The 25,235-nt window shown below is 72.1% G+C and carries 15 protein-coding genes; 5 read left to right on the forward strand and 10 right to left on the reverse strand.

Annotated features, from left to right (window positions below):
* Window positions 1-52: 52 nt before the first annotated feature.
* Together BLV39_RS38205 and BLV39_RS38210 are read right to left on the reverse strand one after the other, a co-directional pair.
* On the reverse strand, window positions 53-4,903 hold the full coding sequence (locus BLV39_RS38205; RefSeq protein WP_090804089.1) for an alpha-(1->3)-arabinofuranosyltransferase domain-containing protein: 4,851 nt from the start codon (window positions 4,901-4,903) through the stop codon (window positions 53-55).
* Window positions 4,900-6,504, reverse strand: a complete 1,605-nt coding sequence (locus BLV39_RS38210) for a substrate-binding domain-containing protein (RefSeq protein ID WP_090803489.1) — start codon at window positions 6,502-6,504, stop codon at window positions 4,900-4,902. Before BLV39_RS38210 ends, BLV39_RS38205 begins: the two co-directional genes overlap by 4 nt.
* A 116-nt stretch (window positions 6,505-6,620) precedes the next feature.
* On the opposite strand from BLV39_RS38210, the gene BLV39_RS38215 reads away from it, so the two are divergent.
* Window positions 6,621-7,811, forward strand: a complete 1,191-nt coding sequence (locus BLV39_RS38215) for a glycosyltransferase family 4 protein (protein ID WP_090803492.1) — start codon at window positions 6,621-6,623, stop codon at window positions 7,809-7,811.
* On the opposite strand, the gene BLV39_RS43395 is transcribed toward BLV39_RS38215, so the two are convergent.
* The 5 genes from BLV39_RS43395 to BLV39_RS38235 form a co-directional block, all read right to left on the reverse strand.
* Window positions 7,808-7,966 (reverse strand): hypothetical protein, encoded by a 159-nt coding sequence (locus tag BLV39_RS43395; RefSeq protein ID WP_176985296.1) that lies wholly within the window; start codon window positions 7,964-7,966, stop codon window positions 7,808-7,810. The genes BLV39_RS38215 and BLV39_RS43395 overlap by 4 nt on opposite strands.
* Window positions 7,967-8,001: 35 nt before the next feature.
* Complete coding sequence (locus BLV39_RS38220) at window positions 8,002-9,657, reverse strand: MmpA family trehalose lipid delivery protein (RefSeq protein ID WP_090803494.1); 1,656 nt, start codon at window positions 9,655-9,657, stop codon at window positions 8,002-8,004.
* The gene (locus BLV39_RS38225) at window positions 9,657-11,519 is read right to left on the reverse strand and encodes a hypothetical protein (RefSeq protein WP_143050064.1); all 1,863 of its coding nucleotides are present in this window, start codon (window positions 11,517-11,519) and stop codon (window positions 9,657-9,659) included. Before BLV39_RS38225 ends, BLV39_RS38220 begins: the two co-directional genes overlap by 1 nt.
* A 34-nt stretch (window positions 11,520-11,553) precedes the next feature.
* Complete coding sequence (locus BLV39_RS38230; RefSeq protein ID WP_176985297.1) at window positions 11,554-12,027, reverse strand: peptidoglycan-binding domain-containing protein; 474 nt, start codon at window positions 12,025-12,027, stop codon at window positions 11,554-11,556.
* A gap of 66 nt (window positions 12,028-12,093) precedes the next feature.
* Window positions 12,094-12,663 carry a dihydrofolate reductase family protein gene (locus tag BLV39_RS38235; protein ID WP_090803501.1) on the reverse strand — a complete coding sequence of 190 codons (570 nt, stop codon included), beginning with the start codon at window positions 12,661-12,663 and terminating at the stop codon, window positions 12,094-12,096.
* A 172-nt stretch (window positions 12,664-12,835) separates the two neighbouring features.
* Between BLV39_RS38235 and BLV39_RS38240 the strand changes: the two genes are divergently transcribed.
* Complete coding sequence (locus BLV39_RS38240; protein WP_090803504.1) at window positions 12,836-14,677, forward strand: laminin G domain-containing metallophosphoesterase family protein; 1,842 nt, start codon at window positions 12,836-12,838, stop codon at window positions 14,675-14,677.
* Window positions 14,678-14,719: 42 nt separating this feature from the next.
* Here BLV39_RS38240 and BLV39_RS38245 read toward each other — a convergent pair whose 3' ends face one another.
* Complete coding sequence (locus tag BLV39_RS38245) at window positions 14,720-16,153, reverse strand: alpha-amylase (protein ID WP_090803507.1); 1,434 nt, start codon at window positions 16,151-16,153, stop codon at window positions 14,720-14,722.
* A 102-nt stretch (window positions 16,154-16,255) separates the two neighbouring features.
* Between BLV39_RS38245 and BLV39_RS38250 the strand changes: the two genes are divergently transcribed.
* Together BLV39_RS38250 and BLV39_RS38255 are read left to right on the forward strand one after the other, a co-directional pair.
* A complete protein-coding gene (locus BLV39_RS38250; RefSeq protein WP_090803509.1) occupies window positions 16,256-16,789 on the forward strand; it encodes a hypothetical protein in 534 nt (177 codons plus the stop codon).
* 4 nt (window positions 16,790-16,793) lie between these two features.
* Entirely contained in the window at window positions 16,794-18,062 is a 1,269-nt protein-coding gene (locus tag BLV39_RS38255; RefSeq protein WP_090803512.1) for an MFS transporter, read from the forward strand.
* Here BLV39_RS38255 and BLV39_RS38260 read toward each other — a convergent pair.
* Window positions 18,055-22,971: a carbohydrate-binding protein gene (locus BLV39_RS38260; RefSeq protein WP_176985298.1), complete on the reverse strand. Its 4,917-nt coding sequence runs from the start codon at window positions 22,969-22,971 to the stop codon at window positions 18,055-18,057. The two genes, BLV39_RS38255 and BLV39_RS38260, sit on opposite strands and share 8 nt — an antisense overlap.
* A gap of 17 nt (window positions 22,972-22,988) precedes the next feature.
* Window positions 22,989-23,681 (reverse strand): hypothetical protein, encoded by a 693-nt coding sequence (locus tag BLV39_RS43400; protein ID WP_176985299.1) that lies wholly within the window; start codon window positions 23,679-23,681, stop codon window positions 22,989-22,991.
* Window positions 23,682-23,845: 164 nt separating this feature from the next.
* Here BLV39_RS43400 and BLV39_RS38265 point away from each other — a divergent pair, with 164 nt between their 5' ends.
* Complete coding sequence (locus tag BLV39_RS38265; RefSeq protein WP_143050065.1) at window positions 23,846-25,225, forward strand: O-antigen ligase family protein; 1,380 nt, start codon at window positions 23,846-23,848, stop codon at window positions 25,223-25,225.
* The last annotated feature ends 10 nt before the right edge of the window (window positions 25,226-25,235 follow it).

Here is a 25,235-nt window from a genome sequence, read left to right on the forward strand (position 1 = left end):
CTCCACAATGTAGGTATTGACAGGGGGGAACGCGCTGCTGGCGAGCAGGTTACTACTGAGTCACTTCCGTCCGCGACCCCCAAGATTTCGGACGTCGCAGTACCAATGTGTAGTTCCAGGTGATCGTTTCGCGGAGCAACGGCACCCGGGCGGACCATTGCGCCCACCAGGGGTGGTACCGGGGCAGGACATCGACGATCTCGACCTGACCCTGGCGTGCGGCGGCCCGTGCCCAGCGGTGCACCTGGGCGGCGCTGACCGGGAACAGCGTCTCGCCGTAACGGTTCTTGGGCTCGCGGCCGAACTTCTTCGCGTACCGCCGGCGGGCGCGTGTCCCGCCGAGGTAGTGCCAGGGCGCGGTCTCGTGGCCGCCCCACGGCGACAGCCACGGCGTGAACGAGACGAACAGCGTGCCACCGGGCCGGGTCACGCGGACCATCTCGTCGAGCATCCGCTCCGGGGTCGCCACGTGCTCGACGACGTTGGACGAGTAGCAGACGTCGACCGACGAGGTCCGCACCGGCAGTGCCGTGCCGCTGCCGCGCACGGACGGCGCCCCGGCCCCGCCGTTGCCGGGCTCCGGGAGGTCCCCGGCCTCAGGATCGAGACCGAGGTACGTGGCCCCGGCCCGCTGGAAGGCCTCGGCGAAGTAGCCAGGGCCGCCGCCCACGTCGAGCACCACCGTGTCACGAAGGTCCAGATAGGACCCGAGCTGGCGGACCGAGTCGGCCGCGAGCGTGGAGTAGAAGCGGTCCGGGTCGCTCTGCTCGTGCAGGAACGCCCGGAACAACCGCACCGCCCGCCCGAGGGTGGCCCGGTAGGGCGGCGGTCCCTGCGGAAGCTCCTTGGCCGACGGCGCCAAAGTCGCGGCCACCGCGCACACCGCGGCCAGCAAAGCGGCCTGGGTAGGCCCGGTGTAGGCCCAGTCCTGCCCGTGTCCCTGCACCCGGCCGAGCACCGCGATCGCGGTGCCGATGACAGCGGCGGCGGCCGCCACCACGGGCAGCAGGTGGGGCCATAGCTGTCGGCCCAGCATCGCGGCGATCAGCAACGCCAACGCGGGGAAGCCGCCGAGCACGACGGCGACCAGGCCGAGCGGCACGACGATCCACCACGACGGTGCCCTCGGCGCCATGAAAGGCGTGCCCGCCCTGCGCCGGACCGGGATCAGCACCAGCACGAAGACCAGGAGCACGGCGGCGGCGCCGGTGGCCAGACCCGCGCGGTACGACCGGTCCGGGGTGAACTCGAGCGTCACCGTGCCACCGGCACCGGCGGGCACCTCGTACGCCTGCTGCCACCCGTCGACGCGGACCTTGCGCAGGCGGGTCCCGTCCAGCGTCGCGGCCGCGCCGCTGCTGAAGTTCTCCGGGATCACCAACAGCGCGGCCTCGCCGGGCCCGACCGTCACCGTGCGGACGGTCGTGTCCCAGCGGGACACGCTCACCGCGCGGGTTTGGGCCGGTGCGGTAGCGGCGGTCCGGACCGGTGCCAGCGTGGCGGTGTCGACCAGGAACGCCTTCGAAGGCGTGGTGTGCAGCCGGTGCTCGCCCGCCTCCAACGCCACGGAGGCGCTGGCGAACAGGTCGCAGATGGTCACCGGCAGCCCCCGCCCGGCCCGGACGTCGGCCAGGCTGCCGGCGACCGAGGTGGCGTAGGCGGTGCCGTCCAGCGTGACGGTCGGACCAGCGCCGCACGGCGCGTCGATCCTGGGCGCCGTGCCCTGGGCGGTGACACCGGGGATCTCGACCTCGGCGAACCCGACGGGTGCCGGCCAGCCGTTGCCCCGCGAGTCGCCGGTGACCTCCGCGGACCGGGAGACCACGATCGAGAGCCGGTCAGTGGTCAGCGCCGGGAAGCGCACCCAGCCGTCGGTGCCGACGTCGGCGGGGAGGTCGCGCCCGCCGGCACGCAGGACGACCGCGAGGGGCTTCGAGGCGGCCGGCGCGTCGGGAACGATCAGGCGGAGCCGGTCGATCCGGCGCTTGCCCGTCCAGGCCAGGTCGACGGACGGGGTCGGGTCGACCGGCTCGGACAGCCACGCCGTCGCCGGGTCGCCGTCGACGGCAGCGTCCGCGCCGACCAGCGGGTCACCGGCGAGCACCGACGAGGACGCGGCGGTCACCGGCGCGTCCAGCGGCAGCGTGCCGCCGGGCCGCGGGCGGGCGGTCAGCCGCAGGCCGTAGTCGGCCTTCATGGGCGTGGCGAAGATCCGGTCCAGGCCGAGCGGCTCCTCACCGACGCGGCTCAGGAACTGATCACAGTGGATGGTGCCGGCCGGCGCGAAGCAGGCGCCGCGGTCCTCCGGGCCGCGGGCGAACGCGTAGACCGGTGGCCGCCCGCTGGGCGAGTCGGCGGGCACCCGCAGCGCGCGTTCGGCAGCCAGTCCCGGTATTCCCAGCTCGCGCAGGCCGACCGCGCCGTTCGGGAAGCCGGGGGCCAGCGCCAGCACGGTCACCCGTACCGTCGCGGTCAGGCCGGGCAGCGGGTCGAGCCGGTGCGGACCCGGGCGCTGCGGCACCTGGCGTTCGATGTCGCCCTGGTCGGTGCTGACCCGCACGTAGCCGACCGGGGTGGCGTCGCGCAGGTCGGTGTCGAAGTCCACGGTGAGCTCGTCGACCCGGCGCGGAGTGTCGAAGGTGACCTCCAGCCACTGGCCGGCGGCCGGTGCGAGGGGGTCCGACCGCCAGGCCGTGCGCGGGTCGCCGTCGAGCGCCGCGAACGGCAGGTGCGACACGTCGGTCGGCGCCAGGGTGTCGGCGAAGGCCGCGCTGCTGGACGCGGTGACGGACCGGATTCCCTGGTACGCCGTGACGGTCTCGTGCCCGGCCGCCGCGAACGGGAGCAGGTCGCCGCGCTGCCGCCCCTGGCGGGTCTCCTCGTCCGAGGTCATCGTCTGGCTCAGGTTGTCGCGGACGCGGCCGACGTTGAGCTCGCGGCGGCGCAGCCCGTCGGTGACGATCGGCGCCACGTAAGTCGGCACTGTCGTGGTCAGGTCGTCGCCGGCGAGCACCGTCGGTGTCCCGCCGGCCAGCACTCCCTGGTCCAGTGCGGTCAGCAGCGACTCCGGGCCGCCACTGACCACGGGCACGTCGGCGCTGGCCACCGCCGACACGACCGGGACCTCCCGCTGCACCTCGAAGATCTCGATCGACGGCACGGCGGTCCCGGCGTCGGCGGGGCTGCCTCCGGGATACGCCGCGACGGTGGGACCGAACTGCGCCGCGGGACGCAGCCCCGGTGAGCCGGCGACGGCCTGGCGGATGGCGGCGATGGGCGGTGCGCCGGTCGCCGCGCGGTCGATGTCGTGGCGCACCAACAGGAAGCGGTAGCCGGACCGGGCGAGGAAGTCGGCGAGGGCGGGGGAGCCGCGGCCCTGTTCGAGCACTGCCTCGACGGTGTCCATGACCCGGGTGTTGCCCTCGGAGCCCAGCGGGATCTGGTTGCGGGTCGCCCATGGCGCACCGGCCAGCGGCTGGATGACCTCGTCGACGGTGCGACCCCAGGTGTTCTGGGCGAAGCCGACGCCCGGCACGACCAGCGTGCGGGCGCGGGAGTCCTGCGCGGCGAGCCAGCCGCTGGCCTGCCGCCAGTAGTCGGGCACCTCGGACCAGCCGGGGCCGGGCCGCAGCGCGCCGGACCAGGCCGGCGCGGCGGCCACGAGCAGCAGGGCGGCGACGACCGGTGCGACGGGCAAGCGGAACCGGCGCACGGCGAACGCGCGGCTGGCCGCGTGGGCGAGCCCGAGGACGATCGGCAGCCGCAGCACGGGTTCGAACTTGTGCACGTTGCGCAGCGGTGCGAGCGGACCGTCGAGGAGATCGCGGACCGGGCCCGCGAACGGGCTGTCGAACGTGCCGAGGTAGCCGACGGCGAGCAGGGTCAGCCCGGTCAGCATGCCGAAGACCAAGAACCGCCGCTCGGGCAGGCCGCGCAGCCCGAGGCCGACCAGGCCGACGATCGCGACGAGCGCGGTCGCCACCATCAGCACCGGGCTGTCGATCAGCACCCAGCCGGCCGGCCACCAGGGTTCGCCCTGGATGACGTACCCGACCCACTGGTTCGTGCCGCGCATCGCCTGGAACAGCGACGTGACCGCGGTGGTGGTCGCCGACGACTCGATGAAGTCGAGGAACGGGAGGCTGTACTGGCCGAGCAGCAGCAGCGGCAGCACCCACCAGAGGCTGACCGCCGTCACGCAGAGGGTCCACCAGGCGGCCAGGGCGGTGTGCCGGCGGTCCCAGCGGCGGGTCAGGAACCAGATGCCGGGCAGGACCAGCGCCATCAGCACGGCGGCCGCGTTGATCCCGCCCATGCACAGCACGGCGAGGGCGGACAGCGCTGCCGCGCGGCGCGGTGAGCGCACCGTGATCAGCGGCAGCAGCACCCAGGGCAGCATGACCACGGGCAGCATCTCGGCCGAGAGCGGCCCGACCTCGGTGAGCATCCGCGGTGCCAGCGCGTAGGCCAGGGCGGCCAGCAGGCGGGCCGGCTCCGAGCCGACGCGCAGGGCGCGGGCGAGCAGCAGCACGCCGAGGTAGGCCACGACGAGCAGCAGCGCGGACCACAGCCGCTGCGTGACCCAGGTCGGCATGCCGAGCAGGTCGCCGCCGGCGAAGAACGGCCCCATCGGGAACAGGTATCCGTACGCCTGGTTCTGTAGCTCGCCCGAGGTCGCTTCGGGGTTCCACAGGTGCAGCGCCCGGCTCATGAAGCCGATCGGGTCGACGGCGAGGTCGAGCTTGGTGTCGAAAGTGGACTGTCCGGGGCGCTGGAGGAACGCGACGACCACCAGCGACAAGGCGCCGGCCGCGGTGCCGATCCAGCGCAGGCTCCGGCGCGCCGTGGGTGCAGCGGGCTCGGTGGCGACGGCCGCGACCGGCTCCTGCGTGATGGCGGTCATCGGCGGCACTCCGGCGGCAGGCAGCTGAACTCCGCGAGCGCGGAGAAGAAGATCTGGCGGATCCCGGCTGGTTCGGGCGTCAGCGCCACGCGCCCGCCGGTGGCCTTGGCGATCGTGTTGAGCTCGCCGGCGTCGATGTCGGGGCCGACGCCGATGAACAGGACGGGCAGCGGGCGGCGCGGGTCCTGGAGGCGGGCCAGCTCGCGCATCAGCTTGTCCCGGCCGATCCCGCTCGAGTTGTCGTCGGTGCCGTCGGTGAGGACCAGCACGAGGTTGATCCGGCCTGGAGTCCAGTTGCGGGTGCCGTCCTGGTACGCGGCCAGCATCGTGTCGTAGAGGCCGGTGCCGCCGCTGGGCTTGACCCGGATCGCGCCGAGCTCCCGCACGATCTCCGCGCGCCGGGGGCCGACCGGCCCGACCGGCACCACCTCGCGGTAGTCCTTGCCGCCGTCCACGTCGGTGGAGAACGTCCAGATGCCGATCTCGGTCGTGCCCAGCAGCAGCCCCACGCCACCCTGCGCGGCCTTGACGGTGGCCGACAAGCGGGTGTCGCCGTCGCCGACCGCCGCGGCCATCGAGCCTGAGGTGTCGAGCACCGCGAGCAGCCGGGCGCTGATGTGCACGCCGCCCCAGGCGTTGAGCAGGTCGGTCGTCTCGGCCTCCGACGGCACCGGCGCCGGCCGGTAGGACCTGGTGCGGATCCGTCCCGCACCGCCCGTCGGTGGGGCGCCGGCCGGTGAGCGCAGACCGTCGCGGGCCAGGGCCGCCACTCCGTCCGCGGCCAGCAGCAGCCGCAGGAAGGCGGCGGCGCCGTCGCGGGCCTGGCCGCCGGCGAGCACGGCGTACGGGTAGTCGGGGCCGGGCAGCGGGCTCGGCGGGTACACCGCCACCTGGGCGCCGGCCCGCAGCACCTGCTGCTCGGTCGTCACGACGGCGGACTCGGCATCGCCGGGACCGGCCGGTGTCGGCGCGGCCTCGCTGGAGACGGCGACGGTGCGCGGCGCGAGCCGGCGCATGATGGCGGCGGCCGCACCGGGGCCGTCGCCCGCCATGGCCTTGATGCCGGCCACGGCCGCGAAGCCGAGCGGGCTGGTGGCCGGGTCCGGCAGCACCACGGGCAGCGGCGGGTTCTCGGCGGCGACGAGGGACTTCCAGCTCGGCTTGCGGCGCGGCCAGCCGAGCCGGGTCGCGGACCGTTCGTCGAGCGCGAGCACGACAGGGGTGGCCGCCACGGACACGCCAGTCGTAGGCACCTGGAAGGCGCCGGCCGCCCGGGCGCGGCGCAGCCACAGCGTCGACTCCGGCAACCAGACGTCGGGCCGCACGCCGGCGGTGAGCAGCCGCAGCACGTCGGCGGACTCGCGGGCCTCGACGGTCACGTCCAGGCAGGTCTCGCGGGTGGCGACCTGTTCGCCGACCTCGCGCGCGGCGGCCGCCACGCTGGGCGCGACCATGACGCGCAATGCGATGCGCCGTTCGCAGGTCGGGTCGTCGCCGGTGCGGTCGACGTAGCTGAGCGCGGCCCAGCCGGCGAGCACCACGACGAGGGCGGCACTCAGCAGCACGACCGGCCAGAACTCCGGTCGGCGGTTGTCCGCCACGCTCCCTACCTACCTTTCACAGATCATCGACGCCAAGCGTTGCCAACCAACCCAACCGCGCCCTAGGGTGACGCGGTCGCGAATATTACTCGCTGGTAGGGGTGGCGGAGTAGACCATGACGGATGCTTTGGCGCCACACCTGGTGTTCCTGAACTGGCGCGATGTGCGCCATCCCGAGGGCGGCGGCTCGGAGGTCTACATCGAGCGGATGGCAGCCGAGCTGACCACTCGCGGCTACCGCGTCACGCTTTTTTGCCAGGCACACGGTAGCGCTCCGGAGCGCGAGGTCAAGACCGACGGCGTTGCGATCGTGCGACGGGGCGGCCGGCACACCGTGTACCTGCGGGCCGCGATCGCCTACCTGGCCGGCGTTCTGGGCTTCGGACCGTTGTCGCGCCGGGGTTTCGGGCGTCCCGACCTGATCGTCGACGTCTGCAACGGCTTGCCGTTCCTGAGCCCGCTCTACTCGCGCCGGCCCGTAATCACGTTGGTACACCACGTACACCGCGAGCAGTGGCCCGTGGTCTTCGGCCCGATGATGTCCCGGATCGGCTGGTGGGTCGAGTCGCGGCTGGCGGTGCGCGTCTACCGCCACCGCCGCTACGTCACCGTCTCCCCGACCAGCCGCCGCGAGCTCGTCGAGCTCGGCGTGGATCCCGAGATGATCCGGGTCGTGCACAACGGGACCCCGGAGGTCTCCGGGCCGCCCGCACCGCGTTCGGTCAACCCGAGCCTGCTGGTGCTCGGCCGTCTGGTGCCACACAAGCGGATCGAGCTGGCGCTGCGGGTCACCGCGCTGCTCTCGCCGGAACTGCCCGGCCTGGAGCTCGTCGTCGCCGGCCGGGGCTGGTGGGAGGACCCGCTGCGGGAGCTCGCCGCCGACCTCGGCATCGAGGACCGGGTGCGGTTCACCGGCTTCGTCTCCGACGAGCACAAGCACGAGCTCCTCTGCCGTTCGTGGCTGTCGCTGATGCCCTCCCTCAAGGAGGGCTGGGGTCTGACCATTGTGGAGGCCGGCGCGCACGGCACGCCCGGGGTGGCGTTCCAGTCGGCCGGCGGGGTCGCCGACGCGATCGTCGACGGGGAGACCGGGACGCTCGTGCACGACGAGGTCGACTTCCTGCGCGCCGTGCGCCGGCTGCTCCGCGACCCGGAGCGGCGGGCGGAGATGGGTGTGGCGGCGCAGAAGTACGCGCAGCAGTTCACCTGGGCGGCCTCGGGCGAGGCGTTCGCAGCAGTCGTGGCCGAGCAGCTACGGGCCGGTGCTACCGGCGAGCCGGGGGCGAACCCCCGGCCGCACGGTTAACGGGTGCCGTAAATGGTCGCCGCCGGGTTGTCGTCGGACTGGTTCGCGACGGTGTCGGCCGAGGGGCTTATCTGGCCGATCGTCGCGATGATTCCGATGAGACCCAACGTCGCACCGAGGACGGCGGCGACGACGAACGTGGCCAACCGGGCCATAGATACCCCTCCTCGACGTACTGCGTGGCGGGACGTTACCACGCGGTAGGTCTGCGGCGCAGCACCAGAATGGCGGCGAAGATGACCACGAGCGCGGCGAACAGGTGCGCGACGACGGCTGGCCACTGTCGATGCGTCGTGGCCGGTGTCGCGGTGGCGGACGGGTTCTCCCACAACGCCAGGTTCGGCCCGGTGAACACCGGTCGCAGCCCAGTCAGCACGGACGGCGGCACCGCCACGCCAGGCTCCTCGCGGACCAGCACCCACCGCGTGCCGAGCGCCGCGACCGGCTCACCGGCGTCGAGCAGCCGCCGCGCCTCGGCCGCCCGGGGGCTCTCCCCGTCGACCGTCACGGTGCCGACCTGGAGCTCGTCGTTGATCAGCACAGGCGCGTCCAGGTAGCGCGGTGCCGGGTCGCGCACGATGACACCCCGGTTCCAGGCGTAGCGCTGGTAGCCGTGGAACGGCAACGAGAGCACCTCGCCGGGTGCGGCCTTCACCTGGGCCGCGACGGTGTCCCATTCCGCCGGGTAGCGGACCGGGCGCAGTTGACCGGCGGCGCCGAACGCGAGATCCGGGAGGATCGCCACGGGCAGCAGTAGGGCGGCGACCAGCACGACGCGGCCGGCGTTGGCGTCCAGGCGCACGGCGAGGCGGTCGGCCAGCACCTCGGCGCCGAGCGCGGCCAGGAGCGCGACCAGCACGGCGTACGGGATGAGGAACTTCTGGCTGTCGCGCAGCAGGCCGGCGCCGGGGACGTTGACCACCAGCCATTCCATGACCCGCGCACCGGGGCCGATGCTGGCGGCGGCCAGGACGAAGGAACCGGCGGCGAGCACCGCGAGCCGGACCGAGCCGTCGGGCCACCGGCTCCGCAACGTTCGCCAGCCGGCGGCGGCCAGGACCAGCAGGATCGCCGTCGCGAACGGCGCGAGCACCGAGGATCGGCTGCCTGGCACGGTTTGCGCGTTCCAGATGCCGCCGGTGCCGGCCAGCGCGCCCAGGGCGCCGCTCCAGTTCTCCCCGCGGGCGGCGAACGCGGCCACGCCCTCGGGATCCGAGGTGCCGCCCGCGGTGCTGGTCGCGGTGGCCACCAGCCATGGCGCACAGAGCGCCGCGGTGCCGGCGATCGCGATGAGGCCGGCCCGGATCGGCAGCAGGACCGCGACGGTGGCCAGCGCGATCAGGCCGCCGGTCGGAGTGACCGCGGCCGGGGCCGCCGCGAGCACGAGGCGGCCCAGGGCGGGGAGCCGGTTCGGTGCGGTGCGGAGGTCCAGTGCGGCCTTCACGATCCAGGGCAGTGCGGCGTAGGCGAGCAGCAGGCCCCACTGGCCCAGCAGCAGGCGTTCGGCCAGGAACGGCGTCCACGCGTACGCCAGCGCGCCCACCAACCGCGGCAGGGTTCGCTGGGTCGGCACCAGCCGGGCCATGCCGAGGGCCGCGAAGTAGACGATCGCCGCGAGAACCAGCCGTTGCAGCGCCCAGCCCGGCACCGCGAGGTTGGCCAGCGACACCAGCGCGTCCAGCGGCACCGCCCTCGGCAGCGCGTCGGCCGGCGCGAACAGCTCGGCGGTCAGCGGCTGCTTGGGCACGAACACCATGTCGTAGCGGAGCACGTAGCCCGGTAGGACCAGTGGCGCCAGCACCACCGCGGTGATCGCCCCAGCGGCCAGCCGCTCGGCTCCCTTCATCAGCCGGCCGGCTGCGGAACGACCGAGCCGACGTCGATCTCGTTGGTGCAGAGGTTGGCGGCCGGGTCCGCGACGCTCAGGTGTACCTCCGCGCCGCCGCCGTCGAGCAGCAGGAAGACGGCGTTCAGGCCGCGGTGCACGTCGAACTGGTGCTCGTGGCCCGCGCCGAGCCGCAGCGTGCCGGTGGTGTCGCGGTCGGCAATGTAGGCGACCCGGACGGCGTACCAGTAGTCTCCGACGCCGCGTTCCAGTCGGAGCGTGGTCGCCTGGCCGCCGGTCACCCGGTAGCCGCAGCCCTCCTCCGGGCCGGGCGTGCCGTGCACGCCCTGGACCCAGGCGGGTCGGACGTGCCCTGACTGGTCGAACGCCCACAGGTTGCGGGCCTGGGTGACGAAGGTCGGGTCGTGGTCGAGCGGGGAGAAGAACTGGGACTGCAGGTTGTACGGTGCCGACAGCGGCCCGACGATGTGCTCCGGCACCGGCTGGTCCATGAACACCGTGCCGGGCGCCGCGGCGGCGAGGTCGGCGCGCGCGGTGTTGAGGTAGTCGCGGCCGGCCTTGACGGCCCAGTCGTCGCCGTATCCCTTCCCGCTCCAGAAACAGCTCGCCAGGAAGAGCACCAGGACCGCCGGGATGGCGTAGCCGTAGGCGGGCAGCCAGCGCGGGGCCGCCCGCACGGGTTCGGGCGCCTCGCCCTCGCGCGCCTCGCCTTCGTGCGCCTCGCGCAGCCCGCAGAGCGCGACGCCGAGACAGATCGCGGCGACCACGGCGATCTCGCCGACGTACCGGGGCACCGCGCCGGCCACCCCGCTGAAGATCGAACCCATCCGGGTCGCGCCGAGCAGGGCGGCGTCCAGCGCCAGGTAGCTCAGCAGCAGCAGCCAGGCCCGCACGGCGAGCCCGCGCCGCAGCAGGATCGTCACCGCGACCAGTGCCGCGAACACCACCAGCGCGGCCACCCGGGCCGCGAGCGACGGCGCGGTCAGCGGGGCGCCGTCGGCGCCGTCGAGCCAGCTCCACGGCCCGCCGAGCAGACCCGGCACGACGGTGTGGGTGACGAGCTGGCCGACGAAGGTGGCGACCTCGCCGACCGACGAGGGCTGGCGCAGCGACGAGGTGGTGGTCCGCGACAGGTAGAGCGCCAGGAAGGCCAGCGACACGACGGTCAGGACCAGCCAGACGGGCCACCATCGGCGAGCGGCTCCGACCACCGCGCGCACCGGGCCGCCCGGGCTGTAGACGAAGATGGCGAAAAGCGCCACGAAAGCGACGATCAGCAACGACTTCTCGAAGAACACCAGGCCGAACACGACCGCGGCCGCCAGCGTCACCAGGTGCCGCCGCCCGCCGCCGCGCTGGTAGCGGACGAACGCACCGGCCGCGAGCACCATCGCGAGCTGCATCGGCAGCACGTTGACGCCGACCGCCCACCAGGAGGTGGCCTCCAGCGTCAGCGGGGTGAAGAGGAACAGCGACAGCGGCGCGAGCAGCAGCGGGCTCGTCGGCAGCATGAGCAGCAACAGGCGGTAGAGGGCGACGCTGACCAGCGCCTGGCCGACCAGCATCACCGTGGCGTACGGCCAGTACTGGAACTCGGTCAGCCGGAGCACGACCCAGGTCAGTAGCTGCCCGGCCGGCATGAAGTGGTTGTTGAACAGCGTGAGCAGGAAGTCCGGCCCGATGGTGGCGGCGTCGGCCCGGGACAACAGCGGAAAGTCGTCGAAGGTCAGGTAGCCCCGGCTGGTGATGCTGGCCCGCCAGACCAGGCTGGCGGCGATCAGCCCCGCGGCCAGCAGGTGCACAGGCACCCGCCGGCCTGAAGCGACCGACGGGTGCACTGTTGGCGCGGGGGTGCCTGACATGGAGGGCACCTTAGCGGCGCCGGGCGTGGGCCGACTAGTAGAGCCGGCCGCAGGTGCCCGCGCCCTCGTTGGTCGCGAGACCGTGGTGGTACAGGGTCCGGCGGCTCTGCTGACCGTACGACCCGTCGTCCTGGATGCCGTGCGACCGCTGCGCCTTCGCCAGGGCGTCGCGGGTCTTGGTGCCGAAGTCACCGTCGGCCACGAGTTGGGCGCCGATGATATTCCAGTAGCAGTTGTTCAGCGTCTCCTGGAGGATCCGCACCGCGGTGTTGTTGTAGTGGCCCACCTTCAGGGCGCAATCCAGCGTGTAGCCCGGTTCGCCCGTCTCGCGCCAGACCGGCACGCGGGCGGAGACGCTGCCGTAGATGTTGTACGCGTCGCGGTAGGCGAAGGAGTTGCAGGTCGGCAACGCCGCCTGCGCGGCGGCGGCCGGCGCGACCGCCACACCCAGGCCCACCGCGACGGCCAGCACCGCGCCGGACAGGCGCGATCGGAACAACCTTGACATATGAGTCCCCCTCAGCTCAGTTGATCGAGAGGACTCTATCGCAGGCATTCAGCTCCGGTGATCCCTTTACGCGGCGGTCCGATAGGTCGCGATGAGTACGCCTGTCGTGGTCGGGATCGCCTCGACGAGCTCCATTGTGGTTGGTGGCGCACCGAACAGCCTGGTGCCCGTGCCGAGCGTCAGTGGATGGATGGACAGCGTGAGCACGTCGACCAGGCCGGCCTCCAGGAGCGAGCGCACCAGGACGCCGCTGCCCAGCACCACGAGGTCGCCCTCGACCTCCTTCTTCAAGGCGGCCACGTCGCCGCTCAGCAGGGTCGAGTTCTGCCACTTGAGCGGTTCGGCCAGGGTGCGGGAGGCCACGTACTTCTGCCGGCGGTTGAGCACGTCGGTGTACGGGTTGCCATCGGTCCGATCGGCCCAGACGCCGTGGAAGTGCTCGTAGGTGCGCCGGCCGAGCAGCAGCGCGCCGTCGGCCCGCATCCCCTTGCCCATCGTCTCGGCCATGACCTGGTCCAGGTAGGGAACGGCCCAGCCACCGCTGGTGAACCCACCGCGCGTGTCCTCGTCGGGAGCGGCGGGTGCCTGCATCACCCCGTCGAGCGTCACGTTCTCGACCACGACAACCTTGCCCATGATTTCTCCTCTGCCTGGCTTACCTCTACCAGCTATACGAACGACCCATCCGCGGATCGACATCGTTTCGAGGTTCACGGTGTGTTCGGTCGGCGTTCGCACGCTCACGTGATCGTTGTTCGCGGTTTCCGCGCCTACTGGGCCTTGATCAACCGCGAACAAGGAGTGACCAATGGGAGAGACACCGAGCCGGCGTACGTTCCTGGCCGGGGCCGGTCTGGTGGGTGCCGGGCTGGTGGGCGCCGGCGCGCTCGTGCCGACGGCGGCCAGCGCGCACGGCGGCGGCAACCCTGGGCGTGTCGACCTCGAGCACCCGAGGTTCACGCTCGCCGTCATCCCCGACACCCAGTACCTCTTCGACACCGACCGGGGTGACTCGGCGCCGTTGACCGCGACGTTGCGCTGGATCCAGGACCACCAGGCCGACGAGAACATCGTCTTCACCGCCCACCTCGGCGACATCGTCGAGAACGCGCTGGCGTCCGAGCTGACCGACGCGGGCAAGGTCTTCGAGATCTTCGACAAGCGGCGTACGCCGTACAGCGTGCTCGCCGGCAACCACGACATCAACGCGAGCACGACCGACCAGCGCGGGCCCAGCCCGTACCTGGATGTCTTCGGTCCCAAGCGGTTCCGCCCGTTGGCCACCTACCGGGGTGCCACGCCGGACGGCTACAACACCTACCACGTGTTCCGGGCGGCCGGCCGCGAATGGCTGGTGTTCGCGCTGGACTGGCGGCCGTCCGACGCCACTCTGGCCTGGGCGAAGAACGTGCTCAAGGCGCACCCGCGTACCCCCGTCATCCTCACCACCCACGACCTCGCCTTCGCGGGCGACGCCGGTGCCGCGCAGCTCTCCGACCACGGCCGGCGGCTCTGGGACGGGCTGATCAACGAGAGCGACCAGATCTTCCTGACGCTGAACGGCCACTACTGGCCGCCGGCGTCGACCGTGCTGCCCAACGCCGCGGGTCGGGACGTGCACGTGCACATCACGAACTACCAGGACCGCTACTACGGCGGTGGCGCGATGCTCCGGCTCTACCACTTCGACCTGGCGCGCAACACGATCGACGTCGAGACGATCTCACCGTGGATCCTCGACCAGGAGCCGGAGAAGCGCAACGAGCTCGAGCAGCGGGAGCTCGAGCTGACCGACACGACCAACCGGTTCGGCATGCCGATCGACTTCGCGGAGCGGTTCGCCGGTTTCGCACCGGTCGCGCCCCGGCCGCCGCGCGGGCCGGCCGCCGTGCTGACCAAGGGCACGGTCGCGTACTGGCGGTTCGACCAGGGCCGCGCTGACGGCACCGCGGTGCCGGACGGTTTCCGGATCATGGACCTGTCCGGCCAGGGCAACCACCTGGAGCGGGTCACCTTCGCGGGCAGCGCGCCCGAGACGATGCGCTGGTCGGCCGAGCACCACGACGACCAGCCGGCGCACGCCAGCCTCTTCTTCGACGGTGGCAAGAAGCCGGCGCGCGGCGGCTACCTGCGCACGATCAACGGCGCCCGGATCAACGACGCGACGTTCGCGAACGGCTACACGATCGAGGCGTTCGTGAAGCTGCCTTCCGACGTCCGCTCGACGAACCACGCCTGGATGAGCATCGTCAGCCGATTCGGTGCGGGCGCCGACGCCGGCAAGACCGGCGACGACCCGGCCGAGCCGATCGCTACCCTGGGCATGTCGGACGGCATGGCGTTGCAGTGGGCGATGTACCCGCTCAACCGCGACGCGATGTCGACCAACTGGGGCCACGAGATGCGCTCGGGCGAGTGGTTCCACGTCGCGGTCGTCAACGACGGCCGCGTCACCACCCTCTACGTCGACGGCGCGGAGCTCTTGCGCAACCCGTCGACCCCGGCCAAGGGCATCGCCACCTCGCACGAGCCGTGGTTCGTCGGCGCGTACCACTACAACCGACTCGTGGAGAGCGGCTTCTACGGCTGGATCGGCGACGTCAGGATCGTCGACCGGGCACTGCCGGTCGACAAGTTCCTGCGCGCCTGACCGGGACAGGGGTTCGCGGTGCCGGCCGCGAACCCCGCCGGGTCACGGCAGTTTGGCGCCGATGTGCAGGGCCACCGCGTCGTGGGCGGCGACGTTGGCGGTGAACCAGCCGCCGCTGCCGACGGTGATGACCGGGCCGGTGCAGGTGCTGCCGGTGCGTTCGCCGTGGATGACGTCGCAGTAGCGGCCGGCGGGTAGGTCCGAGTCGTACGAGCGACCGTTGATCGCACCGTCCTCGTCGTTGATCGTCAGGTAGCCGGCCGTGCCGCGACCGAAGGCGATGTGGTTGTTGCCGTTGTCGTACCAGTTGACGACCGAGGTGCCGTTGACCGCGTTGCGGAACCCGACCATGTTGGCGATCACCTGCCAGCGGTGCTCGCAGCGCCAGCCGCCGGAGAAACACGTGGCGTTGTTCGTCAGGCCGGCGCTGTTCGACGGCGGGCCCTGGTCGCGGTTGCCGAACTCGTAGCTGGACATCACCGTGGGCGACCCGTACGGCCAGGCCAGCATGAACGCGTTGGCCAGGGCGTAGATGCCGTTGTCGCGGTACGTCAGCACCCCGGGGTCGTCGCGCTGCGTGTCGTGGTTGTCCGTGAACACCACTGCGGACGCGGAGGGCAGATAACCCCAGGCCACACCGAAGTCGCGCAGGTACGCGAGGCGCTCCGAGCGGAACATCCGGGCAAGGTCCTTGCCGTAGCGGAACTCGTGCACGTCGCCGTTGCCGGTGTACTCGCCCGGCGTGATCGGCTCGCCAGCCCCGAAGATGACCTCCTGGACCATGTAAGCGGAGCGGGACAGCCGGGACTTGATGTTGGCGATGTCGGCCGCCGGCATGTGCTTGCTCGCGTCCATCCGGAAGCCGTCCACGCCGAGGCTGAGCAGGTCGTTGAGGTACGCCGCCAGCCGGCCGCGCGCGTACGACGCGCCCGTGTCGAGGTCGGCCAGGTTGACCAGCTCGCAGTTCTGGACCTCGTACCGGTCACCGTAGTTGCGGATGTCGTCATTGCCGTTGCGCCCGCAGTGGTGGAAGTCCTGCGCCTGGTAGGTGCCCGGATAGTTGTAGTGGCTCCAGGCCGAGCCGGCCCAGCCCGGCCCCGTCTTGTCCTCGTTGGCCATGTGGTTGACGACGGCGTCGACGATCACCTTGACCCCGGCGGCGTGGCAGGTGCTGACCATGCTGGCGAACTGCGCCCGGGTGCCCTTGCGCGACTCGATCCGGTAGCTCACCGGCTGGTAGGCCACCCACCACTCCTGGCCGCGGACGTGCTCCTGCGGGGGAGAGACCTGGACGTAGCCGTAGCCGCGTGGCCCGAGGAAGCTCGTGCACTCGCTGGCGACCGAGACCCAGTTCCACTCGAACAGGTTCGCGATGACCTGCTTCGGGCCGGCGGGCGCCGCGCCGGCCGCCGTGGGCACGCCGAGCAGGGACGATGCCAGGACCAGAACCGCCGCCGTGTACGCCAAGCGTCTCATCGCCAACCTCCGCATATCGACAGCCGCCAGTGTGGGTGGTACGCGGGGCGGCCGCAACCGGGCTGGTGGCTAGGGTGGCGGGGACCCGAAACGGAGGACGTCATGCGATTGATCAGGTTCGCGACCCTCGTCGTCGTCGCGGCGCTGGTCGGCTGCTCGGACAACCCGTCGAGCACCGCACCGGCACCGAGCGCCAGCGCGCCGGCCTCGCCCGTGGCCGGGTGTGGGTTCCACCGCTTCGAGGACGCGGCGGCGGTCCTGAACGCCCCGATGAACCCGACGCCGAAGACCGACGACGTCGAGCCGGGCGCGAAAGACACGCGCTTTCTCTCGTGCGTGTGGTGGACCGCTGACGACAAGAACTACGCCAACGTGGGCTACCGGGAGGCCCTGACGCCGGCCGGTGCCGAGGACAACAAGGTCCAGTTCGCCAACCAGCAGACCGCGGACGCGGTGACGATCAATGGCCTCGGCGACGCCGCCTACTGGGACACCCCGAACGGCCAGATCCTGGTTTTCGTCGGCGAGAACCTGCTGCTGGTCACCACCGGCGTACGCGACGGGAAGGGCACCGAGCGTAGCCAGGCCGACACCACCAAGCTCGCCACCCTGGTGGTGTCACACCTCGGCGGCTGACCGGATGCGGTTCGCGGCGCTGCGCCAGCGCGACTTCGGGCTGCTCTGGTGGGCGGGGCTCATCTCGCTCACCGGCAACTGGGTGCTGTCCGTCGCCCTGCCGATCTACGTCCTGCAGCTCACCCGGTCGCCGGCCGCCGTCTCCCTGATCGTCGCGGCCGGTCTCGCCGGCAACCTGCTGTTCGGCGCGTTCGCCGGCGCCTACGTCGATCGGTGGGACCGCCGCCGCATCCTGGTCCTGGTCAACGTGCTCCAGGCGCTGCTGCTCACGCCGCTGCTGCTGGTCGACTCGGCGGACCGGGTCTGGATCGTGGTCGTCGTCGCGTTCGGCGAGCAGGCGCTCGAACAGTTCTCGAAACCGGCGGAGAACGCGCTGCTGCCGCGGCTGGTCACCGGCGAGGACCTGGCCGCCGCGAACGCGCTGAACGTGCTCAACAACAGCGTCGCCCGCCTCGTCGGGCCGGCACTCGGTGGTGTCGCCGCCGTGACGATCGGGCTCCACGGCGCCGCACTGCTTGACGCCGCGTCGTTCGCGTTGGCCGCGGCGCTGTGTGCGCTGATCCGGGGTCGTCACCGGGCCGACGCGATCGGGTCGCGCCATCTCGGGCGGGAGCTCGCCGAGGGCGTGCGCTATGTCGGCCGCAACCGCTACGTGCTGGCTGTCTTCCTCATCATCGCGATCTCGTCGGTCGGCGAGGGCATCATGGGCACGCTGTTCGTCTTCTACGTGGTCGACGGCCTGGGCGCCGGCGGGCGTGAGCTCGGCTGGCTGATGTCCGCGCAGGCGGTCGGGGGCATCCTCGGCAGCCTCGTCGCGGCGCGCGTCATCGCCCGGTTCCGGCCCACAGCGCTGATCATGACGAGCTGGGTCTTCTTCGGCCTGGTCGACGTGATCATCTTCAACTACCCACGCTGGGACACCACGGTGTGGCCGGTGGTCGCCCTGTTCGTGCTCGTCGGCATCCCGGTCGGCATCCACGTCAGTGCGATGTGGACACTCTTCCAACTCGAGACCCCGGACCGGCTGCGGGGGAGGGCCTTCAACGTCATTTGGATGGGAGCGGCGCTGGCCGGCATCCTCGGCACGGCGATCGCCGGCCCCTTCGGCGAACGCATCGGCGTGCTCAACCTGCTCACGATCCAGGGTGCGGGCTGCGTCGTCGCCGGCCTGCTCTTCCGTCTGGTGGCCGGCCGCGGACCGGCGTCGCTGCGTCCGGCCGAACCGGACCGGCCGGCGTCCACGGTGGACGCCGGCCGGAGCACGGTCAGCTGATCAGCTTCCAGGGCCCGTTCTTGTCACCGGGCGCCTGGTTGCGGCTGAACCACCTCGCCTCGTAGACCTTGCCCTGGTAGGTGGCGCGGTCGCCGGCCTCGTACACCGTGGTCGGGGTCCAGGCCGCCGGTCCGCCGTTGGCCGGGGGAGGGGCGATCTCCTCCCACGGGCCGTTCGGGTTGCCGGGCTGCTCGTGGCGGGTGTACCAGCGAGCCTTCCACTTCTTCCCGTCCTGCATGGCGATGTCACCGGCGTTGAACACGCGCGACGGCGTCCAGATCGCGACGCCTTCCTCGGTCATCGCCAGCTCCTGCCACGCCCCGTTCACGTCACCGGGCTTGTCACCCTTCGCGTACCAGGAGGCCACGAAGACCTTGCCCTGGTACGTGACCCGCTGGCCGTTGTTGTAGACCGTGGAGGCGCTCCACGCCGGCGGCAGGTTGACGGTCACCGTGACCGCGCCCTGGGCCGAGACCAACGAGTCGCTGCCGGAGTACGTTGCCGTCAGCGCGTGGGTGCCGCCGGCCAGGCCGACCGGCAGCGTGAACGTCGCCGCGCCGTTGGCCAGCGTGGCCGACCCTCGAACCGTGTCACCTTCGCGGAGCGTGACGGTCCCGGTCGCCGCGACCGGTGCCGCGTCGACCTTCACAGTCACCTTCGCCGCCGTACCCCAGGCGACCGGGGTGGAGGTGGCGGTGACGGTCGGGATGCCCTTGGCGGTGCGGAACACGGCCGGTTGGGCCACCGCCACACCACCGTCGGCGGTCCGAGCGTCCACGACCCACGCGTACGAGGTGGCGGGCGCCAAGCCCGTCCACTTCACCGACGCCGTGCCGTTCGCGGCGATCGAGTCCGTGCCGATGGCGCCGGCCGGCACGTACGCGGCGAGCGAGTCCGTGGCGAACGACGTCTTGCGGGTGGACAGGTCGACGGGGAGGGTCAGGTTGTCCTCCGCGCCGTTGTAGCGGGGCTTGGGCTGGCTGCCGTCGGCCCGCACGTCGTACTCGGTGGCGCCGAAGTTGTCGAGCAGCGGCGAGTACGTGTCGATGTGCATCTCGGCCCGGTCCACGTCGAACTGGAGCAGGCGCAGGAAGCTGGCACCGAACTGGAGCCGGTCGGTGGCCTTGTGGTCGGGCTTGCCGTCACCGTTGAGGTCGATGTTGCCGGCTGCGTCGGCCCGGCCGGGCCAGAGCTCGCCCGCGGACACCGTGTAGAACTGGTAGTCCGCCAGCAGCTCGACCACGTCGTGCGAGACCGTGACGCCGACCTTCGACTTCACGTTGGTGCCGACACCGTGCTCGTGGCCGGCGAGCACCAGGAACACGTTGGGGTTCGCCTCGACCACCATCTTGAACAGCGGCGAGCCGTCCGGCGCCGAGAAGGCCGCACCACGGCCGTCGGGGCTGGTCGACGGGCGCAGGTAGTCGTGGGAGAGCAGGACGCCGTTGCGGTCCTTGTAGCGCTTGAAGACCGAGTCGGCCCACCGGGCCTCGTCCGGCGTGACACCGTACGAGAGGCCGACCGCGACGAAGTCGAGGCCGCCGGCGGAGAACAGGACGTAGTTGTTCTGGTTGTCCTTGCCCGGCGTGACGCTGCCGTCGGCGTTGGTCACCTCGTCCCAGGCGTGGTACTCGGCGCCGGCCGGCCACGACGAAGCGACGCCGTAGTAGCGGTCCGCACCGAACGTCTTGCTGAAGCGGGACTCGGGGCCGGTCTCGGCACCTAGCTGGTTGTCGTGGTTGCCGGCGATGACCTGGTTGACGACGCCCCGGTCGTCGAGCACCCGCTGGTACTCGGAGGCGCGCTCGAACTCCCGCGAGACCTGCGCGTCGAGGCCGGGCCGCAGCAGCGAGCCGTCGGGGTTCTTCGCGAGCGGGTCGTAGTAGTCGTTCTCGATGATGTCGCCGGTGTGCGCGGTGTAGGCGATCTTGCGACCGGCCGCGTTGTCGGCGATCCACTGGGTCTGGTCACGGTAGGCGGCCGCGAAGATCGCCTGCTCCTCGGCGACCTGGATGTCGGACGGCTCGGCCTTGCCGTCGAAGTCGTCGTACGTGCCGCCGGCCGCGCCCTCGGTCACGTACTGGGTGTCGGTGAAGTGGGCGAGCGCGAAGTCGTACGAGTTGGGGTCCTCGAACCGGTCCTTGTCGTTCTGTGCCGAGGAGTCGCGCGGGGACAGGTCGTCGGCGAACGGGTCCTCGCCGGTGACCAGGACGTGCACGGTGCCACCGTCGCGGTAGCCGTCGGTGAGCCCGGCGGTCAGCACGGTGTTCTTGCCCGCGAGGCCGCGGGCGCTGGTCAGCACGTCCCACTTCGCGCGGTCCGGGTCCCAGACCCGCAGCGCGACGACGCGGGCGGGGTCGATGGTGCCTTCCCAGCGCAGCGTCGGCGTCTTCCGTTCGGCGGTGAGCGCCAGGTCGTACCGCTGGAAGACCACGTCGCGGCTGGAGGTGGTGTCGACCGTGCGGCCGTCGAGCGGCCGCAGCGAGGTGACGTCGACGCTGCCCTCGTGCTTGACGTCCAAGGTGGTCGGCACGGCGGCGGACACGCCCTGGTAGCCGGCGGTCGGTGCGACCACGTCGGCCTTGGTGAACGTGGCGGACAGCGCCACGCCGTCCTCACCGGGGATCTTCGCGGACAGGGTGGCCGACAGCGCGTTCGTGCCGGTGACCGCGGAGTCCAGGTCGACCGGCACGTCCGGGATGCTGGCGCTGCTGAACCGCACCTCGCGGGTGGCGGTGTTGCCGAGCGTGTCGGTCGCGGTGACGGCGAGCGTGTGCGCGCCCGCCGGCAGGCCGTGGCCGATCTGGTCGCCCTGCTTGACCGCCTTGCCGTCGAGGGTCAGGGTCGGCGTGCCGGCGACGCCGGTGGCGTCCTTGACCCGCACGTCGAGCGCGATCGTCGCGGTCAGCCGCTGGCCCTCGGCGGGCACGCTGCTCTGCACGACCGGGGCGGCGTTGTCGACGGTGAACGCGCGGGTGGCCGTCCGGTCGCCGCTGGTCGCCGCGACCGTGTGCTTGCCGTCCTCGAGGGTGGTGGTGTCCACGTCGGCCCGCAGGCCCTTCGCGGCGCCGTCGACCTCGAACAGGATCTCCTTGTGCAGCGTGCTGTTGTACGTGCTGCCACAGGTGCCGTCACCGATGAACGTGGTGACCTGCGAGCCCGGCGGGTACGACGACGACCCGATCGTCACGGTCGTCTGCGCGACGTGGCGGGTCAGCAGGGTGGCGGTGCCGCCGGCCGGCAGAAGCTCGTAGTCGCGCATCGTGAAGTCGTCGAAGTTGCCGGTCGGGCAGTCCGCCGCGACCGTGGTCGGGTTGATGCCGGCCACGAAGTCGATGACGTTGACGCCCGGCACGAGCCACTCGTTCGGGAAGGAGAGGAGGGCGGTCTCCTTCTCCCAGATGCCCATGGGCAGCGGGATGCCGTTGACCAGCACCTTGTTGTCGTAGCCACCGTCGCTGCCGTTGCCGCCGACGAACAGCCGCAGCCGCGCGTCACCGCCACTGCCGAGCGTGGCGATCGTGCGCGCGGTCTCCGCGCCGGCGATGGTGAAGGCGAACTCCGCGTCCTTGTTGGCACCGCAAGTGCCGTCGCCGAGCGCGAGCGTGGCGTCGACGGTCTCGGTCGCGATATCGGCGGTCACGTAGGACACGCGGTCGAGGTTCGCCGTGCCGGTGCTGGTCGCCAGGCCGACCGTACTCCGGGTGATCTTGAAGTCGTCGTGGTTGGCGCAGAGGGTGGCGCCGCTGCCGGAGTTGTAATCGCCGGTGACGACCCGGACGGTGTTCGCGCCCGGGCGCAGGAACCGGTTCGGCAGCTTGACGGTGACCGCCTCGGCGGCCGTCGCGCCGAAGTCGCCACCGAGGTCGACGCGGTTGCCATTGACCAGCAGGTAGTTGTGGTAGCGGGCCTCGATCGAGTTGCCGGCCGCGACGGTGAAGGTGAACGTCGAGGTGCCGGCGGCCAGCGTCTCCGCGTTGCGCGCGGGCTTGTCGTCCAGGGCGATCGCGTCGACGCCCGTGTCGCCGTCCCGCGGCGCGGCCGCGATGATCGGCTGGGTCTGCCGGACCAGGGCGCCCTCGGCGGGGGTGACCTTGGCCGAGCCGGCCGGCGGGTTGTTGACGGTGACCGTCACGCCGGTGCGTGCGCCGGACTCGGTGAACGCCTCGACGGTGTGGCTGCCGTTGGACAGCGACCGGGTGTCGAGGTCTACGCGCGCACCGCCGGTGCTGCCCGGCTCGCCCGAGAGCACGAACGTGAGCGTCTGGGTCAGCCGAGGCGTCGAGCTGCCGCACGTGCCGTCGCCGAAGCTGTAGCTGAACAGGTTCTGCTCGCCGTCGATGACCACGCCGAGCAGGCTCAGGCTGATCCCGCTCAGCGGGAAGTCGTCGAAGTTGGGGCAGCGCCCGCCCTCACCGTTGGGCAACTGCTCGTAGCCGACCGCGGCGGTGTTCGTCGAGTCGACCCAGTTCGCGCCGGCCTGGACGGTGACCGTGTTGGCGCCGGGGCGCAGCCACTCGCCGGGGAAGTCGAGCACGCCCGGGTTGCCGCCCGGGATGTCGGGGAAGTAGACGCGGTCGGCCTCGGTCGTGCGGCCGTTCACGGTGATGTAGTTGTGGTAGCGGGCCTCGGTGCCGTTGCCACCCATGTCGAAGGCGAGATGGGCGGTGCCGGCGGTCCGGGTCAGGTCCACCGCGTCGTCGTCGACCGTGATCCGGGCGACCGAGTCGTTCTCCGCGGTCGGCTCGGCCTTGACGGTGACGGTGCCGTCGAGTGCCTGGCCGTTGCGGAGGCTGAGGGTCGGTGCCCCGCCGGTGACCGGTGCCTCTTGGGCTCCGGCGTCGGCCGGCACGACCAGCGTGGCCGCGACGACGACCAACGCTATGGCCAGCGCGCGTGTTCGGCGCATCAAGTGACTGCTCTCCTTCAGGTGGTGAGTGGAATCGCGGCTCGTCGGCGCCGGTGGCGCAGCACGAGCAGCACGGCGACGGCCGCCGACAGGAGACCGCCGGCGACGGCGGCGATCTGGAGTGCGGCGCTGCGGCCGAGTCGGGCGTCGCCGCCCGCCCCGAGCGTCCATTCGTGTACGGACGCGTCGGCGGTGTAGATCGCGCGGGCGCCACCCGGACCGGTCGCGAGCGTCCGGTAGGCGGGGTCGAGGTCGGTGAGCGTCCCGACCGCGACGCTGACCACGCTGACCGGGCCGGAACAGGTGTAGTCGATCGAGGCACCGGCCCAGGCCAGGTCGTCCGGTGGGGTCACCACGCCGGTGCACGGCCGGCCGTCGCTGGCCACGGTGACCTGCTCGAGCAGGTAGGCCGCGAACTGCGGTGACGGCCCGAGCGCGGCCGCGTCCGAGTCCTGGTAGAACACCGCGCCGTCGAGCAGCACCCGTTCGCGGGGCAGCAGGCCGAGCGAGACGCCGAGCACGGTCAGGTCGTCGAGGCCGCCGACCTTCCAGTTGACCCGGACGACGTCCGGCCGGGCCGGATCTGACGTGATCGCCACCGTCTGCGGGTCACCGAACGGATGCGCGGCGGCCGGCGCGGGCGCTCCTAAGGCGACGACGGCGAACGCGGCGGCGCAGGCCAGGCCATTGGCAAGGCCACGGAAGGGCACAGGGCAGCGCTCCAGGTCGATCGGTTCAGTGCGGCGCCTGAGTCTGTGCAGCGCGGTGAAACGCACCGGCTCAGCGCAGTGATCACCGGGAGATGCCAACGTGAACAGTCGGGTGCAACCTTCCGGGCCGCTGCGGCGTGAAGGTGGCAACGGGGGGAAGTGCGATGGTCGTCACATCAAGGTCCACTTTGGACGGCATGGGCGCGGGCTGTGCCCTGCTGCTGGCCGCCGTGGCGGCCGGCGTCATCGCGCAAGGCGGCTTCTACCCGGGTGGGCGGCTCGCCGTGTGCGGGCTGGTCGTCACCGCGCTGGTGGTCGGGCGGACCCGGTTGGACCGCCGGGTCATTCCCTTCGCCCTGACCGCCGGCGCGCTGGCGGTGTGGACGGTCGTGCGCGGGTCAATGGCGGGCGGCTACTGGCCGGCTGTGCTCGGCACGGTCGGCACCCTGGCGGTCCTGGTGGCCGCGGTCGCGCTGGTCTTGCGGGCCGACCCTGTTCAGCGTGCGGCCCTGGTGCTCGGCCTAACCGGCGTCGGCGTGCTCGTCGCCGTGACCGGGTGGGTCGGGGTGGCGTTCCGCGTGCCGATCTGGGCGGTCGCGGTCGAGGGCCGGCTGTGGCGGGCTTCGTCGACGTTGACCTACCCCAACGCCGCCGCCGCGGTGCTGTGCGCGCTGGCCCTGCTGGCGCTGGCCGCGCTCGCGGCCCGCCCGGCGTCGGTGCCCCGCGCCCTGACCGCGTTCGTTCTGGTCACCGGCCTGGGCGCGACCCAGAGCCGGGCCGGCCTCATCGCGTTCGCGGTCGGTCTCGGCCTGCTCGCGTGGCTGCGTCGGCGGCTGTTCGCCGGGCCGTTGCTGGGCGCCGTCGTCGCGGTCGGCGCGCTGCTGCCGACGACGCCGGTCGGTGCCGCGCCCCGGCCGTGGCTCGCGGTCGCGGGCCTGGTCGCCGGTGCCCTGGTCGCGGTGTTGCGGCACCGGGCGGCGCTGGTCGCCCTGGCGGCCGGCATCGCGGCGGTGGCCGCACTGGCACCCGACCGGTGGGACGCGGTGCTGGCCAACCGGGGCACGTTCGCCTCTTGGGGCCGCAGCAACGCGATCTCCGCCGCGCTGGACCAGGTGGCCGCCCAGCCCTGGGCGGGCAGCGGACCCGGGCTGGCGCGGTTCGTCTGGCTCGACTCCGCCGGCGACGCGGTCGTCGCGCGTTTCGTCCACAACGAGTATCTCCAACTGGCGGTCGAACTGGGACTGGTCGGCGCCGCGCTGCTCGGCCTGGTGCTCGCCGCCGCTGCGGCGATCGTCACGCGCGGGGGCGGCGACGTGGCCTGGGCCGGTCCGGCCGCGGCGCTGGTCGGCTTCGCCGTGCACAGCGCCTTCGACTTCCTGTGGCAGCTCGCGGCATTGCCGCTGCTCGCCGGCCTGCTCGTCGGGCTGGCGAGCCAGCACACGGCCGACCGTCCCAAGACGGCGTCCGTCCACGGGGGAGGGGGAGCACCATCCATCACAGGGGAGGAAGAGAAGTGCCAGAAAGCAGAAGAGGGCGTCTCGTAGTCGCCGGGGC

This window comes from Asanoa ishikariensis (genome assembly GCF_900107455.1).
Taxonomy (GTDB): Bacteria; Actinomycetota; Actinomycetes; order Mycobacteriales; family Micromonosporaceae; genus Asanoa; species Asanoa ishikariensis.